Below are 14796 nucleotides of genomic sequence, written 5' to 3' on the forward strand. Positions count from 1 at the left end.
ACTCTCCATCATGAACCCGGTCGGGCGCCGGGTATGCCTGTGCCTGCCGCGCTGAAAATCAGCGGGCATGCAAAAGATCGGATCGTAGCAGGAGCGCGATGTTCAATGCAGTCCGGGCACTGGCTGCCCGGACCGGGTGCGGGGTCAGTCGGCTTTCTTGTCGGCCGGATCCAGAGGCGCTTCGCCGGCGGAGACGGCAGCGAGTTTCTCTTCCCGGGCCAGGCGGGCGTTCTTGAAGCGGCGGCGCGCCCAGAGTGCCAGACCGATCACCAGCAGACCGCCGAGGACCCACAGTTCGTACTTCTTGATATTGCCCAGCAGGCCTTCCATGACCGAGCCGAAGTGGTAGGACGCCGAGGCCAGGGCCACGGCCCAGACTGCTGCACCGATGCCGTTGAGGATCAGGTAGCGCGCCGGCGGATAGCCGGACAGGCCGATGGCCACTGGCATCACGGTGCGCAGGCCGTAGACGAAGCGGAAGCTCAGCACCCAGAGGTCGGGATGCTTGCGCACCAGGCGCAACGCCCGGTCGCCCATCGCCTGCCAGCGCGGTTTGCGGGCCAGCAGCTTGCGGCCATGCCGGCGCCCCATGAAGTACCAGAGCTGGTCGCCTGCATAGCTGCCGCAAAATGCGACCAGCATGACCATGTTAAGGTCCATGTATCCACGGAACGCCAGGAATCCGGCAAGCACCAGAATGGTCTCGCCTTCAAAGAAGGTGCCGATGAACAGGGCCAGATAGCCGAAGTCGTTTAGAAAATTCTGGAGCATTGTCTGGATGCTGGCGAAATGAGGACCGCAGCCTAACTCGCGCAGGAGAAACTGGAAAGCACCCATGTGCGTCGCAGCGTTAAAGAATGTTACAACCACAGCGCTGAAAATCGCGCCAGAGGCTCTGCTGCGGCCTCGGGTCGCAGACTGCACTTAAATTGTCACACTTTGGTCATAATGGCGGCTTATAACTGTCGCGCTTGCCCGCGTATGCGGGCTCAGGAGTATTGCCGTGAGTTTTACCCCCGCAAACCGCCTGTTCCCCCTCACTCGCCTGCGTCGTAACCGGCGCGACGATTTTTCCCGACGGCTGGTACGTGAAAACGTTCTGACCGTCGACGACCTGATTCTTCCGGTGTTTGTCCTCGACGGTGAAAACCGTCGTGAGTCAGTGGCTTCGATGCCGGGTGTCGAGCGGCTGTCGATTGACCTGCTGCTCAAGCAAGCCGAACACTGGGTGGAGCTGGGTATTCCTGCGCTGGCTCTGTTTCCGGTTACCCCGGCCGAGAAAAAGTCCCTCGATGCTGCCGAGGCGTGGAGCCCCGACGGTATCGCCCAGCGCGCCACCCGCGCCCTGCGTGACCGGTTTCCGGAGTTGGGCGTCATCACCGATGTGGCACTGGACCCTTTCACCACCCATGGTCAGGACGGCATCCTCGATGACGAGGGCTATGTGCAGAACGACATTACCGTTGATGCACTGGTGAAACAGGCACTGTCGCATGCCGCTGCCGGCGCTCAGGTGGTTGCCCCGTCCGACATGATGGATGGCCGGATCCAGGCGATCCGTGAAGCGCTGGAGCTGGCCGGGCATGTCAATGTGCGGATCATGGCTTACTCGGCCAAGTACGCCAGCGCCTATTATGGTCCGTTCCGCGATGCGGTCGGTTCGGCATCCAATCTGGGCAAGGCCAACAAGGCCTCTTACCAGATGGACCCGGCCAACAGCCATGAGGCGCTGCATGAAGTGGCAGCGGACCTGGCTGAAGGTGCCGACATGGTGATGGTCAAACCGGGCATGCCGTATCTGGACATCCTTTACCGGGTCAAGGACGAGTTCAAGGTTCCGACTTTTGTTTATCAGGTCAGCGGCGAATACGCGATGCACATGGCTGCGATCCAGAATGGCTGGCTGAGCGAGGGCGTGATTCTCGAATCGCTCACCGCGTTCAAACGTGCCGGTGCCGACGGTATCCTGACTTACTTTGCCGTGCGTGCCGCTCAACTTTTAAAAGGGCAATAGCCTCCCTCACAGGAACGTTCATGAATACCGAAGGACTCACCCAAGCCACCGTAGAAGTCAGTGTTCAGGAGGCTACACCTGTGGTTGAGCCTGCCATTGAGCCTGAGCAGGTCGTCGAGGCCCCTGTTGCCGCGGCTCCTGCAGTTGTCGTTACCAACCTGGACGACAGCAGCCTGTACATCCACCGTGAACTGGCCCAGTTGCAGTTCAACATCCGGGTGCTGGAACAGGCGCTGGATGAGTCCTATCCGCTGCTGGAGCGGCTGAAGTTCCTGCTGATTTTTTCCAGCAACCTGGATGAATTCTTCGAGATCCGCGTGGCGGGCCTCAAGAAACAGATCAATTTTGCCCGTGAGCTGGCCGGCGCCGATGGTTTGCAGCCGCACCAGGCGCTGGCGCGTATCAGCGAGCAGGTCCACGAGCAGGTGGATCGCCAGTACGCGATCCTCAACGACATCCTGTTGCCGGAGCTTGAAAAGCATCAGGTGCGCTTCATTCGTCGCCGTTACTGGACGGTCAAGCTCAAGACCTGGGTACGCCGCTATTTCCGTGATGAGATCGCACCGATCATCACTCCGATCGGCCTGGACCCGACCCACCCGTTCCCGCTGCTGGTCAACAAGAGCCTGAACTTCATCGTCGAGCTTGAAGGCGTCGACGCTTTCGGTCGCGATTCGGGTCTGGCGATCATCCCGGCACCGCGCTTGTTGCCACGGGTCATCAAGGTTCCGGAAGAGGTCGGTGGGCCTGGCGACAACTTTGTGTTCCTGTCGTCGATGATTCACGCCCACGCCGATGACCTGTTCCAGGGCATGAAGGTCAAGGGCTGCTATCAGTTCCGGTTGACCCGTAACGCCGACCTGGCGCTGGACTCCGAGGACGTCGAAGACCTGGCCCGTGCCCTGCGCGGCGAGCTGTTCTCGCGTCGTTACGGTGACGCGGTACGCCTGGAGGTGGCCGATACCTGCCCGAAACACCTGTCGGACTACCTGCTCAAGCAGTTCAGCCTGAACGAGTCGGAGCTGTATCAGGTCAACGGCCCGGTCAACCTGACGCGCCTGTTCAGCATTACCGGTCTGGACAGTCATCCAGAGCTGCAATACCCGCCGTTCACCCCGGCGATTCCCAAATTGCTGCAGAACAGCGAAAACCTGTTCAGCGTGATCCGCAAGCAGGACATCCTGCTGTTGCACCCGTTCGAGTCCTTCACGCCGGTTGTTGACCTGCTGCGCCAGGCCGCCAAAGACCCGCATGTGCTGGCTGTGCGCCAGACCCTGTACCGCAGTGGTGCCAACTCCGAGATCGTCGATGCGCTGGTGGATGCGGCGCGCAACGGCAAGGAAGTCACGGCGGTCATTGAGCTGCGGGCACGTTTTGACGAAGAGTCGAACCTGCAACTGGCCAGCCGCCTGCAAGCGGCAGGTGCGGTAGTGATCTATGGTGTGGTCGGCTTCAAGACCCACTCCAAGATGATGCTGATCCTGCGCCGCGAGAACGGCGACATCGTGCGTTACGCGCACATGGGCACCGGTAACTACCATGCCGGCAACGCGCGGCTGTATACCGACTACAGCATGCTGACGTCCGATGATGCGCTGTGCGAAGACGTGTCCAAGCTATTCAGCCAGTTGATCGGCATGGGCAAGATCCTGCGCATGAAGAAGCTGCTGCATGCGCCGTTCACCCTCAAGAAGGGCATCCTGGACATGATTGCCCGGGAAACCCAGTTTGCCGCGGAAGGCAAGCCGGCGCATATCATTGCCAAGTTCAACTCGCTGACCGACCCGAAAGTCATCCGCGCGTTGTACAAGGCCAGCCAGGCCGGGGTGAAGATCGATCTGGTGGTGCGCGGCATGTGCTGCCTGCGACCGGGCATTGCGGGGGTGTCGCACAATATTCAGGTACGCTCGATCATCGGTCGCTTCCTGGAGCACACCCGGGTCTATTACTTCCTCAATGGCGGTGATGAGCAGATGTTCCTGTCCAGTGCCGACTGGATGGAGCGTAACCTCGACAAGCGCGTCGAGACCTGCTTCCCGGTGGACAGCAAGAAGTTGATCTTGCGGGTCAAGAAAGAGCTGGAGCTGTATCTGACCGATAACACCCATAGCTGGATTCTGCAGTCCGACGGCCGTTACATCCGTACCAGCCCGACCGGCAACCAGAATGCCCGCAGTGCCCAGGCGACCCTGCTGGAGCGCCTGAGCAAGCCGATCATCAGCGTGAGCTGAAGACGATCCCGACCCGGGTCAGCCACTCCGCTTCCAGCGCGAAGTCGGCCTGGGTCAGCTGGTTGTTTTCCAGCCAGCCATCCGGGAACTGCGCGTCGAGGTTCGGACCGTCGGCGCGCAGCACCACCTGCGGCATTTCCTGAGTGCCACGGATGTGGTGGAACAGGATGGCGAAGCGCAGCAGCACGCACAGGCGAATCAGCTTGATGCCTTCATCACCGAATTCAGCGAACTTGTCCTTGGGGATGTTGCGGCGATGGCCGCGTACCAGCAGGGCCAGCTTCTGTTGGTCTTCATGGGAGAAACCTGCCAGGTCGGAGTGCTCGATCAGGTAGGCGCCATGCTTATGGTAATGATAGTGGGCGATATCCAGCCCCACTTCATGCACCTTGGCGCCCCAGCTCAGCAGTTCGGCGTAGCTTTCGTCTTCCAGGTCCCAGGCTGCGGCGACCTGTTCCAGCGCCATCAGTGCCTTGCGCTCAACCCGTGCAGCCTGCTCCATGTCGACGTGATAGCGCTCCATCAGGGAATTGAGGGTGCGTTCGCGGACGTCTTCGTGATGATGGCGGCCCAGCAGGTCGTAGAGCACGCCTTCACGCAGCGCCCCCTCGCAGTGATCCATGCGCTGCAGTTCCAGGGCATCGAAGATCGCCTCAAGAATGGACAGCCCGGCGGGGAAGATCGCCAGACGATCGGGCTTGATGCCTTCGAAGTCGATTTTTTCGATATCGCCCAGTTTGAACAGGCGGCGCTTGAGCCAGGCCAGACCTTCAGCGTTGACCTCGCCGGAACCATGCCCATTGGCCTTCAGTACCGCGCCGATGGCGCGAATGGTACCGGAAGAGCCGATAGCCTCGTCCCATTTCAGGCGGTGCAGGCCCTGCTCGATGCTCATCAACTCCAGACGAGCTGCAGTGTAGGCCTGGGCATAGCGCGCCGGGGTGATCTTGCCATCGCGGAAATAACGCTGGGTGAAGCTGACGCAGCCCATCTGCAGGCTCTCGCGCAGCAATGGCTCGAAGCGCTGGCCAATGATGAATTCGGTGCTGCCGCCGCCGATATCCGCCACCAGGCGCTTGCCGGGGGTGTCGGCCAGGGTGTGCGAGACGCCCAGATAAATGAGGCGCGCTTCTTCGCGGCCGGAAATCACTTCTACGGGGTGGCCGAGAATGGCTTCGGCGCGATGAATGAATTCATTGCGGTTGCGGGCTTCACGCAGGGCGTTGGTGCCGACAATCCGGACCGCGCCCAGTGGCAGACCGTTGATCAGTTGCGCAAAGCGCTTGAGGCAGTCCAGGCCGCGCTGCATCGACTCTTCGGTCAGTTGCCGCTCTTCATTAATGCCGGCCGCCAGCTGTACTTTCTCGCCCAGCCGCTCAAGAATGCGGATATCGCCCTGATTGGTCTTGGCCACCACCATATGGAAGCTGTTTGAGCCCAGGTCGATGGCAGCGATCAGAGAAAGATTCTTGGCTTTGGTGTGAGGCATGGTCAGGAGATTCCGGTCAATGACCGCAACATCCTGCCACGAACCATGGCGCACGCCAACGCGAAGCTGTGCGATGCGGCGTCATGGCGTGCTGAAAAAGCCGGTCACCGGTCCAATTGTCAGGCCCGCAAAAGCCGCATGAAGCGGTGCTTTCACAAAGCTGAGTGGCCGGATATCCGTTCAGCACGCTTGCGCTCAGGTGCTGAGCTATAACCACAGTGATGCGCCATCATAGACAGAGTCAATGATCGATTACTTCCTGAATGCCAGCAGGCCCGCTATGATGAACGACGTTTTTAGCCTAGCAACCCGGAGAATTCCATGAGCGACCTGATCAAACACGTCACTGACGCCACCTTCGAAGAAGTAGTTCTTCAGGCTCAGGGCCCCGTGCTGGTTGATTACTGGGCAGAATGGTGCGGCCCTTGCAAGATGATCGCTCCGGTTCTGGACGACATCGCTTCGACCTATGAAGGCCGGCTGACCATCGCCAAGCTGAACATCGACGAAAACGCCGATACCCCTGGCAAGCACGGTGTACGTGGTATCCCGACCCTGATGCTGTTCAAGAACGGCAACGTTGAAGCCACTAAAGTTGGCGCCCTGTCGAAGTCGCAACTGGCGGCTTTCCTCGACGCCCACCTGTAAGGCCGGGCTGTTCAAGACCCCGCTAAATGCGGGGTTTTTTTCAGGACGCGCACTAGACGCCTGAAAATCCAGGTGTTACATTCGGCCCCGCAACGGTTTCTCCGTTGCCCCCTGCAAGCCGTCGCCGACGCTCTCCTTTCGATTCAGTACGCGATCCTTTCGCCATCTCTGCGGCGCGGTCTCATTAAGCCAGAGGCTTAATTTCCCCTCATATACGATTACTTCATTCCCATATGAACCTGACTGAACTCAAGCAAAAGCCGATTACCGATCTGCTCGAAATGGCCGAACAGATGGGCATAGAAAATATGGCCCGTTCGCGCAAGCAGGATGTGATTTTCGCCCTGCTCAAGAAGCACGCAAAGAGCGGCGAAGAAATCTCCGGTGATGGTGTGCTGGAGATCCTCCAGGACGGCTTCGGTTTCCTGCGTTCCGCAGATGCTTCCTATCTGGCCGGCCCGGACGATATCTACGTCTCGCCAAGCCAGATTCGCCGCTTCAACCTGCGTACCGGCGACACTATTGTCGGCAAGATCCGCCCTCCAAAGGAAGGCGAGCGTTATTTCGCCCTGCTCAAGGTTGACTCGATCAACTTCGACCGCCCGGAAAACGCCAAGAACAAGATCCTGTTCGAGAACCTGACCCCACTGTTCCCGAACAAGCGCCTGAAAATGGAAGCCGGTAACGGTTCCACCGAAGACCTGACCGGCCGGGTCATCGACCTGTGCGCACCCATCGGTAAAGGTCAGCGTGGCCTGATCGTCGCTCCGCCAAAAGCGGGCAAGACCATCATGCTGCAGAACATCGCGGCCAATATCACCCGCAACAACCCTGAATGCCACCTGATCGTGCTGTTGATCGACGAGCGTCCGGAAGAAGTGACCGAAATGCAGCGCACCGTGCGCGGCGAAGTCGTCGCTTCGACCTTCGACGAGCCGCCGACCCGTCACGTGCAGGTTGCCGAGATGGTGATCGAGAAGGCCAAGCGGCTGGTCGAGCACAAAAAGGATGTGGTCATCCTGCTCGACTCCATCACCCGTCTGGCGCGTGCCTACAACACCGTGATCCCGAGCTCCGGCAAGGTCCTGACCGGTGGTGTCGATGCTCACGCCCTGGAGAAGCCGAAGCGTTTCTTCGGTGCTGCACGTAACATCGAAGAAGGCGGTTCGCTGACCATTATCGCGACTGCGTTGATCGAAACCGGTTCGAAGATGGACGAAGTCATCTACGAAGAGTTCAAGGGTACTGGCAACATGGAACTGCCCCTGGACCGTCGGATCGCCGAGAAGCGCGTCTTCCCGGCCATCAACATCAACCGTTCCGGCACCCGCCGCGAAGAGTTGCTGACCGCCGACGACGAACTGCAACGCATGTGGATTCTGCGCAAGCTGCTGCACCCGATGGACGAAATCGCCGCCATCGAGTTCTTGACCGACAAGCTCAAGACGACCAAGACCAACGATGAGTTCTTCCTGTCCATGAAACGCAAGTAACGGACAGTCTCATCGAAAATGGCGCCCTCGCGGCGCCATTTTTTTTGCCTGCACGCTGGCGCGTCTGCACAGAGCAGGTACGATGTGCACCTCTTTGTAAAAGTGGCCGGGTCAATGAAATTCAAGGATCTAAGGGACTTCGTGCAGCAGCTTGAGCAGCGCGGAGAGTTGAAACGCATCCAGATGCCCATTTCCCCCGTACTGGAAATGACCGAGATCTGTGATCGCACCCTGCGAGCCAAGGGCCCGGCCCTGCTCTTCGAAAAGCCCGTCGGTTTCGACATTCCGGTGCTGGGCAACCTGTTCGGCACCCCGCAGCGGGTCGCCATGGGCATGGGCGCATCGTCCACTGACGAGCTGCGCGAGATCGGCAAACTGCTGGCCTTTCTTAAAGAGCCCGAGCCGCCCAAGGGGCTCAAGGACGCCTGGTCCAAGCTGCCGATCTTCAAGAAAGTCATCGCCATGGCGCCCAAAGTGGTCAAGGATGCGCCTTGCCAGGAAGTGGTCATTGAAGGTGATGACGTGGATCTTGGCATGCTGCCGGTGCAGACCTGCTGGCCGGGCGATGTCGCGCCGCTGATCACCTGGGGCCTGACCGTCACTCGCGGGCCGAACAAAGAGCGCCAGAACCTGGGCATCTATCGCCAGCAGGTGATCGGCCGCAACAAGGTCATCATGCGCTGGCTCAGCCATCGCGGCGGCGCGCTGGACTTCAAGGAATGGTGTGCGAAGAACCCCGGCCAGCCGTTCCCGGTGTCGGTGGCTCTGGGTGCAGACCCGGCCACCATTCTCGGCGCGGTCACGCCCGTACCGGACAGCCTGTCCGAGTACGCGTTCGCCGGTCTGCTGCGCGACAGTCGTACTGAACTGATCAAGTGCCGGGGCAACGACCTGCAAGTGCCGGCCACTGCCGAAATCGTTCTGGAAGGGGTGATTCATCCCGGCGAGATGGCCGACGAAGGCCCGTATGGCGATCACACCGGTTACTACAACGAAGTCGACAGTTTCCCGGTGTTCACCGTCGAGCGTATCACCCATCGGCAAAAGCCGATCTACCACAGCACCTACACCGGCCGGCCACCGGATGAGCCGGCGATTCTCGGGGTGGCGCTCAATGAAGTATTCGTGCCGATCCTGCAAAAGCAGTTCCCGGAGATCACTGACTTCTATCTGCCGCCTGAAGGCTGCTCGTACCGCATGGCGGTGGTGACCATGAAGAAGCAGTACCCCGGCCATGCCAAGCGCGTGATGCTGGGTGTGTGGTCGTTCCTGCGACAGTTCATGTACACCAAGTTCGTTATCGTGACCGACGACGATATCAATGCGCGAGACTGGAACGACGTCATCTGGGCCATCACCACGCGCATGGACCCCAAGCGCGACACGGTGATGATCGACAACACGCCGATCGATTACCTGGACTTCGCCTCGCCGGTCTCGGGCCTGGGCTCGAAGATGGGCCTGGATGCCACGCACAAATGGCCGGGTGAAACCAGTCGCGAGTGGGGCCGGGTTATCGTCAAGGATGAGGCGGTCACACGCCGTGTGGACGAGATCTGGAATCAGCTGGGAATAGATTGATGCGCGTAACCTTGCAGCCTTCGGGCGCCGTTCTCGATACCTTGCCCGGCGAGGCCATTCTGGCGGCGGCCCAGCGGCTGGGCTATGAATGCCCGAACAGTTGCCGCAACGGTAACTGTCATGTCTGCGAAGCCCTGCTGGTCGAAGGCCGGGTCGCGCAGGCGGGCATGGAGCACGACCACGGCGAGATCTACACCTGTGTGGCCGAGCCGCTGGAAGACTGCATCGTGTTATGGGACGGCGTGCTGGCCTTGGGCGAACTGCCGGTGCGCAAGCTGGCCTGCCAGCTCAGCGAGTGCGTTGCGGTCGGTGGCGATGTCTGGCGTATCGGCCTGCGCACGCCGGCGGGCAAACTGCCGCGCTATCACGCCGGCCAGTACCTGATGATCGAGCGTGACGGCGGCGGCAAGTCGGCGTTCTCGCTGGCCAGCGCACCGCACAGCGGCCGCGACCTGCAATTGCACGTACTGGTCCGTGAGGCGGGCGCCCGGGCATTGCTTGAGCAACTGCAGCGTGACGGCATCGCCCGTGTCGAGCTGCCATTGGGTGACACCCATCTGGCCGAGCTGCCCGATGGCCCGCTGGTGCTGATCGCCGCCGGTACCGGGATGGCGCAGATGCATAGCCTGATCGAGCATTGTCGGGCTAACGGCTTCAAGCATCCGGTGCATTTGTACTGGGGGGTGCGCCGTCCGGAGGACTTCTACGGTATCGAGCATTGGGAGCAGTGGCAGAGCCTGCCCAACCTGTATCTGCACAAGGTGGTCAGCGACCTGTGTGGCTGGGACGGGCGCTGCGGGCTGCTGCACGAGGCTGTTCGCGAAGACATTGCCGACCTCTCAGGTGTTTATGTGTATGCCAGCGGCTCACCGGCGATGGTTTATGCAACCCTTGATGCGCTGGTCGAAGCGGGCATGGATGCCCGTCACATGCGCGCCGATGTGTTTGCCTACGCGCCACGCTGACGGCGCCAGGCTGTGGCGTGCGGCATATGACGGGTGCAGGGTCAGTTATTCCTAAAAGTTCTTGGTTTGCAGTGTATATAGACCTGTTTTGCAGCTTCGTGCGGTTGGATTAAAAATTGCTTCGTGCCAGTATGAAGCGGTGGCCAGAATCGTTTCATCGCTGGCCGCCTTATTCGTTTGGTACTCGCTTTTGCACGATCGGCAGGCCTGGAGAAAGCGTTTCATCGCACTGCAAGGCCGGCCATGACTGGCGCTGACCCCGCCAGGGGGATACATGGGCAATCCAATCAACGATCTCGCCGCAGCCGTACACGACGGCCTGGGGCTGACTTACCCTCCGGTTATTGACCTCGGTCCGCAGTTGACCCACGAGCAACTGCTGGCCTCGATGCACGCCACGCTGCAACAGCACCAGGGCGGGCCGGTCTGGCTGTTCGCTTATGGTTCGCTGATCTGGCGTCCGGAATGCTCTACCGTGGAGCGTCAGCGCGCGCGGGTGCACGGTTATCACCGCGGGCTGTACCTGTGGTCCCACGAGCATCGTGGCACGCCGGCAGCTCCCGGGCTGGTATTTGGCCTGGATCGTGGTGGCTCGTGCACTGGGGTTGCCTATCGTTTACCTGAGCACTGTCTGGAAGAGTCGTTGCTGGCGCTGTGGAAGCGCGAGATGCCTTACCCCTCCTATCGTCCGCACTGGCTCAGTTGCCGACTGGAGGATGGTCGCAAGATCAAGGCGTTAGGGTTTGTGCTGGAGCGGCATTTGCCCAGCTACGCAGGCAATCTGCCCGACAGCGTCCTGAGCCAGGTGCTGGCCAGCGCCTGTGGGCGCTCAGGAACGACTCACGATTATGTGCAGCAGACCGTTCAGGCGCTGCGCAGCCACGCCATGCCAGATCTTAATCTGGAGGCGCGGCTCAAGCGCTGTGCCGCACGCGCCTGAATCAGGCTGATTCAGGCCTTGCTTTCGCGCGAGGTGCTGGCGACCTGTTTGTGCTTAAGGGTTGGCGCCAGGAACGCCATGGCCAGGATGCAGGCACCGATCAACAGCACGAAGCCGCCGTCCCAGCCGTAGTGGTCCACGGTGTAACCAATCGCGGCACTGGCTGCGACCGAACCGCCCAGATAGCCGAACAGCCCGGTAAAACCTGCCGCGGTACCGGCAGCTTTCTTGGGCGCCAGTTCAAGGGCTTGCAAACCGATCAGCATGACCGGGCCGTAGATCAGGAAGCCAATCGAGACCAGAGCGATCATGTCTACGGTCGGGTTACCCGGCGGGTTCAGCCAATAGACCAGGGTAGCGACGGTCACCAGCGCCATGAACACCATGCCGGTCAGGCCGCGATTGCCCTTGAAGATCTTGTCTGACATCCAGCCACACAGCAGGGTGCCCGGAATACCCGCCCATTCGTACAGGAAATAGGCCCACGAGGTTTTGTCGACGGTGAAGTGCTTGGCTTCTTTCAGGTAGGTCGGTGCCCAGTCCAGTACGCCATAGCGCAGCAGATAGACGAACACGTTGGCCAAGGCGATGTACCACAGCAGTTTGTTGCGCAGCACATACTTGACGAAGATTTCCTTGGTGCTGAATTCCTGTTCATGGCTGGCGTCGTAGCCTTCGGGGTAGTCGTTCTTGTATTGCTCGATCGGCGGCAGACCTACCGATTGCGGGGTGTCGCGCATGGTTGCGAACGCGAACACTGCCACCAGCAGAGCCACCGCCGCCGGCACATAGAACGCCGCATGCCAGTCGTTGGTCCAGCCCAGGCCGAGCAGGAACAGCGGACCGATCAGGCCGCCCCCGACGTTGTGCGCCACGTTCCACAACGACACGACGCCGCCGCGTTCTTTCTGCGACCACCAGTGCACCATGGTCCGCCCGCTGGGCGGCCAGCCCATGCCCTGGGCCCAGCCGTTGATGAACAGCAGGATAAACATGATCGTCACGCTGGACGTCGCCCAAGGTGCGAAACCGAACACGAACATGACACCCGCCGAGACCAGCAGGCCGAACGGCAGGAAGTAGCGTGGGTTGGAGCGGTCAGACACCAGCCCCATGAGGAACTTGGAAAGACCATAGGCAATGGCAATGGCCGACATCGCCACGCCCAGTTGGCCACGGGTGTAGCCTTCCTCGATCAGGTAGGGCATGGCCAGCGAGAAGTTCTTGCGCAGCAGGTAGTAACCGGCATAACCGATGAAAATGCCGGCGAAGACCTGCCAGCGCAGACGCCGATAGGTGCTGTCGATCTGTTCTTCAGGCAGCGGGGCCTTGTGGGGGGCAGGACGGAAAAACGCAAACATTGGGGGATGCTCCGGTTCTTGTTCTTTTGCGAAAATGAATCTTACATTTTCGTTACAGAAAAAAGCAGCATCCTGATACAAAGAAATCGCAAAAAACTAATGTTTTCCGTTCATTTGTGAATATTACCGGCCAGGCCTGAGCCAAACCCAAGGGTTCAGTAGGGTGGGCTATTGCAGAATTGTTCACTGGCATACCAGTTATTTCAGAGCGTTCCTACACAACCCTCGGAAGCCATGAACTTCTAGCCCCTGCCAGCTGCGCCTAGCATCGCCTGCATTGCGCTCAAGCGCTTGACTGGCGGGCACCCAAATGAAATGGCTGATGATGGTTGTATGTTTATTCGCGTGTACGGCCGAGGGTGCGCCAGGGCTGCTGGTGCCGGTACGGACCCCGGCGCCGGACTTTCCGCAGCCGATGGTCCAGGCGCGGCACGCTGGCAAGGTGCGCGCGCTGATGGTGGTCAACGCCCAGGGTACGGTGGTCGAGGTCCAGGTGATCGAAAGCAGCCACCCGGCACTGGCGCAGGCTGCACAGCAGGCGCTGAGCCGCTGGCAGTTCAGACCCTGGGTCGGCACCGTCGGCGCCCCGGCGCGGGTCGCCTTTACCTTGCCGGTGATCTTTGGCTCTCACGGTCTGGCCAGCTTCAATACCGAGATCAACATCGGCCTTGGCAATGTTCGCTGCGCCTACCTCAACTATGAGGTCCAGGCCCAGATGCGGCAGTTTCCCAATGCGTCACTGACTCAGATAGACCTGTTCTGGTACACCGGTCAATTCTTGCACAGCAGCTATGCGGCTTCGCAACACAGCGAAGCCGAACGCCGCAACATGCTCAAAAAGCTGGAAGCGGCCATTCCCCGGATCATAAGAAGCTGCCGGCGTAATCCTGAGCGTCGTTATGGCGATTACTTGCCCCTACCGATCACAAGGATGCTGGTCACGGCGGCTGAGCCGCAGGAGAGGTTGTAAATGCCTGGCAAGATGATTGTCTGCATTTTTGTGATGGTTGCCGGCCTGTTGGCGAATCAGGTCATGGCCGCCAATTCATGGCCCGTACCGTTGCATATGCCGGATTTCGAGCGTCCCCAATCGCTACGGGACGCGCCTTGGCCAGCGCAGATCTCCGTTCGCATCCTTGTGCGGCGCGATGGCTCGGTGCAGTTTGTCGAAGTGGTCGAAGGCACTGATCCGGAGTTCATCGCGATTGCCCGCAAGGCCGTTGAACAGTGGCGCTTCCAGCCCTGGACCCCGCCTGCCTCATCGCCAGAGGGCGAGGTGGTAAGAGTCACTGTGAATTATGGGGAGACGGAAAGTCAGCGGCAGTCGCTTGCTGACAACGTCAAGCTCAAGAAGGTGCTTTGTCATCAGCTCAACGAACAAGTGCGTAAAAGAAACGCCTGGTGGCTGCCTCGCCGTTCGAGTGACCCCAGCGTTTTTGAACAGACTGAGCGCTACCTGTCTCACGATCCGGTGATCCGTACTTACCTCTCTGACGCACAGCGTCAGGATCTGGTGGTGGCGTTACTGGAGGCGCGTGCAAATATCATTGCCCGGTGTAAATCCAACCCGGCGAGTCGCTACGTCGACCAGTTACCGGAGAAGGTCCGGGAGGCGATATAAGAGATTCTAGAATAAGGATGTGGGCGGCAGAACCGCCCCGCTGTAAAAGCGGGGCGGCTGGTTTACCAAGCTGGCGCGAAAAGCCCCTTCCTTCAGGTGGGGGATGAAAGCGCCACCGCGAAGCGGTCATAGGGGTTAAGATCCCAAAAATCGCCCCTATTCTGTGTGTCATGACTGAAATGAAAGCGACCAAAACCCTCAAGGTTCGAGTGCGAGACAAGCACGCAGCGCAGCTGCGTGAAGCTTCTCGTGCCGTGAATTTTGTGTGGAACTACGTAAACGAGTTGAGCCGTCGCTCGATTCGTGAGCGTGGTCGTTTTCTGTCAGCGTTCGACATTCACAAGTACACCAACGGGGCCGGCAAAGACCTGGGACTGCACAGCCAATCGGTGCAGGCTGTTGCCGACGAATATGTCACACGGCGCAAGCAGTTCAAAAAGCGCCAGCTCCGCT

General features: G+C 60.0%; 12 protein-coding genes and 1 pseudogene. 10 read left to right on the forward strand and 3 right to left on the reverse strand.

Annotated features, from left to right (window positions below):
• Positions 1 to 144 precede the first annotated feature (144 nt).
• Positions 145 to 771, reverse strand: a complete 627-nt coding sequence (locus tag NJC38_RS10430) for a DedA family protein (protein ID WP_253114176.1) — start codon at positions 769 to 771, stop codon at positions 145 to 147.
• 232 nt (positions 772 to 1003) lie between these two features.
• Between NJC38_RS10430 and hemB the strand changes: the two genes are divergently transcribed.
• A complete protein-coding gene (gene hemB / locus NJC38_RS10435; protein WP_253114179.1) occupies positions 1004 to 2014 on the forward strand; it encodes a porphobilinogen synthase in 1011 nt (336 codons plus the stop codon).
• A 20-nt stretch (positions 2015 to 2034) separates the two neighbouring features.
• The gene (gene ppk1 / locus NJC38_RS10440) at positions 2035 to 4245 is read left to right on the forward strand and encodes a polyphosphate kinase 1 (protein WP_253114183.1); all 2211 of its coding nucleotides are present in this window, start codon (positions 2035 to 2037) and stop codon (positions 4243 to 4245) included.
• Here ppk1 and ppx read toward each other — a convergent pair.
• On the reverse strand, positions 4232 to 5734 hold the full coding sequence (gene ppx / locus NJC38_RS10445; RefSeq protein ID WP_045484809.1) for an exopolyphosphatase: 1503 nt from the start codon (positions 5732 to 5734) through the stop codon (positions 4232 to 4234). The genes ppk1 and ppx overlap by 14 nt on opposite strands.
• A gap of 321 nt (positions 5735 to 6055) precedes the next feature.
• On the opposite strand from ppx, the gene trxA reads away from it, so the two are divergent.
• The 5 genes from trxA (at position 6056) to NJC38_RS10470 (ending at position 11361) form a co-directional block, all read left to right on the forward strand.
• Complete coding sequence (trxA, locus tag NJC38_RS10450) at positions 6056 to 6382, forward strand: thioredoxin TrxA (protein ID WP_045484807.1); 327 nt, start codon at positions 6056 to 6058, stop codon at positions 6380 to 6382.
• A 233-nt stretch (positions 6383 to 6615) separates the two neighbouring features.
• A complete protein-coding gene (gene rho / locus NJC38_RS10455) occupies positions 6616 to 7875 on the forward strand; it encodes a transcription termination factor Rho (RefSeq protein ID WP_045484805.1) in 1260 nt (419 codons plus the stop codon).
• A 114-nt stretch (positions 7876 to 7989) separates the two neighbouring features.
• Positions 7990 to 9456: a 4-hydroxy-3-polyprenylbenzoate decarboxylase gene (gene ubiD / locus NJC38_RS10460; RefSeq protein WP_253114184.1), complete on the forward strand. Its 1467-nt coding sequence runs from the start codon at positions 7990 to 7992 to the stop codon at positions 9454 to 9456.
• Positions 9456 to 10421, forward strand: a complete 966-nt coding sequence (locus tag NJC38_RS10465) for a CDP-6-deoxy-delta-3,4-glucoseen reductase (protein ID WP_253114195.1) — start codon at positions 9456 to 9458, stop codon at positions 10419 to 10421. The genes ubiD and NJC38_RS10465 overlap by 1 nt, the downstream gene beginning before the upstream one ends.
• Before the next feature lie 274 nt (positions 10422 to 10695).
• Entirely contained in the window at positions 10696 to 11361 is a 666-nt protein-coding gene (locus NJC38_RS10470; protein ID WP_045484797.1) for a gamma-glutamylcyclotransferase, read from the forward strand.
• An 11-nt stretch (positions 11362 to 11372) separates the two neighbouring features.
• On the opposite strand, the gene glpT is transcribed toward NJC38_RS10470, so the two are convergent.
• Entirely contained in the window at positions 11373 to 12722 is a 1350-nt protein-coding gene (glpT, locus tag NJC38_RS10475) for a glycerol-3-phosphate transporter (RefSeq protein WP_253114198.1), read from the reverse strand.
• 322 nt (positions 12723 to 13044) lie between these two features.
• Between glpT and NJC38_RS10480 the strand changes: the two genes are divergently transcribed.
• The 3 genes and pseudogenes from NJC38_RS10480 to NJC38_RS10490 form a co-directional block, all read left to right on the forward strand.
• Positions 13045 to 13692, forward strand: coding sequence for a TonB family protein (locus NJC38_RS10480; protein ID WP_253114200.1), 648 nt, complete (start codon positions 13045 to 13047; stop codon positions 13690 to 13692).
• Entirely contained in the window at positions 13693 to 14343 is a 651-nt protein-coding gene (locus tag NJC38_RS10485) for an energy transducer TonB (RefSeq protein ID WP_253114203.1), read from the forward strand.
• Positions 14344 to 14522: 179 nt separating this feature from the next.
• Positions 14523 to 14796 (forward strand): annotated as a pseudogene (locus tag NJC38_RS10490) (RNA-guided endonuclease TnpB family protein); the annotation flags it as partial.

The sequence above is a fragment of the Pseudomonas sp. 21LCFQ010 genome (genome assembly GCF_024129905.1).
Lineage (GTDB): Bacteria > Pseudomonadota > Gammaproteobacteria > Pseudomonadales > Pseudomonadaceae > Aquipseudomonas.

Coding starts and splice junctions, on each gene's coding strand:
- NJC38_RS10430 (WP_253114176.1), bottom strand. CDS start 771: ATGCTCCAGAATTTTCTAAACGACTTCGGCTATCTGGCCCTGTTCATC.
- ppk1 (WP_253114183.1), top strand. CDS start 2,035: ATGAATACCGAAGGACTCACCCAAGCCACCGTAGAAGTCAGTGTTCAG.
- ppx (WP_045484809.1), bottom strand. CDS start 5,734: ATGCCTCACACCAAAGCCAAGAATCTTTCTCTGATCGCTGCCATCGAC.
- trxA (WP_045484807.1), top strand. CDS start 6,056: ATGAGCGACCTGATCAAACACGTCACTGACGCCACCTTCGAAGAAGTA.
- rho (WP_045484805.1), top strand. CDS start 6,616: ATGAACCTGACTGAACTCAAGCAAAAGCCGATTACCGATCTGCTCGAA.
- ubiD (WP_253114184.1), top strand. CDS start 7,990: ATGAAATTCAAGGATCTAAGGGACTTCGTGCAGCAGCTTGAGCAGCGC.
- NJC38_RS10465 (WP_253114195.1), top strand. CDS start 9,456: ATGCGCGTAACCTTGCAGCCTTCGGGCGCCGTTCTCGATACCTTGCCC.
- NJC38_RS10470 (WP_045484797.1), top strand. CDS start 10,696: ATGGGCAATCCAATCAACGATCTCGCCGCAGCCGTACACGACGGCCTG.
- glpT (WP_253114198.1), bottom strand. CDS start 12,722: ATGTTTGCGTTTTTCCGTCCTGCCCCCCACAAGGCCCCGCTGCCTGAA.
- NJC38_RS10480 (WP_253114200.1), top strand. CDS start 13,045: ATGATGGTTGTATGTTTATTCGCGTGTACGGCCGAGGGTGCGCCAGGG.
- NJC38_RS10485 (WP_253114203.1), top strand. CDS start 13,693: ATGCCTGGCAAGATGATTGTCTGCATTTTTGTGATGGTTGCCGGCCTG.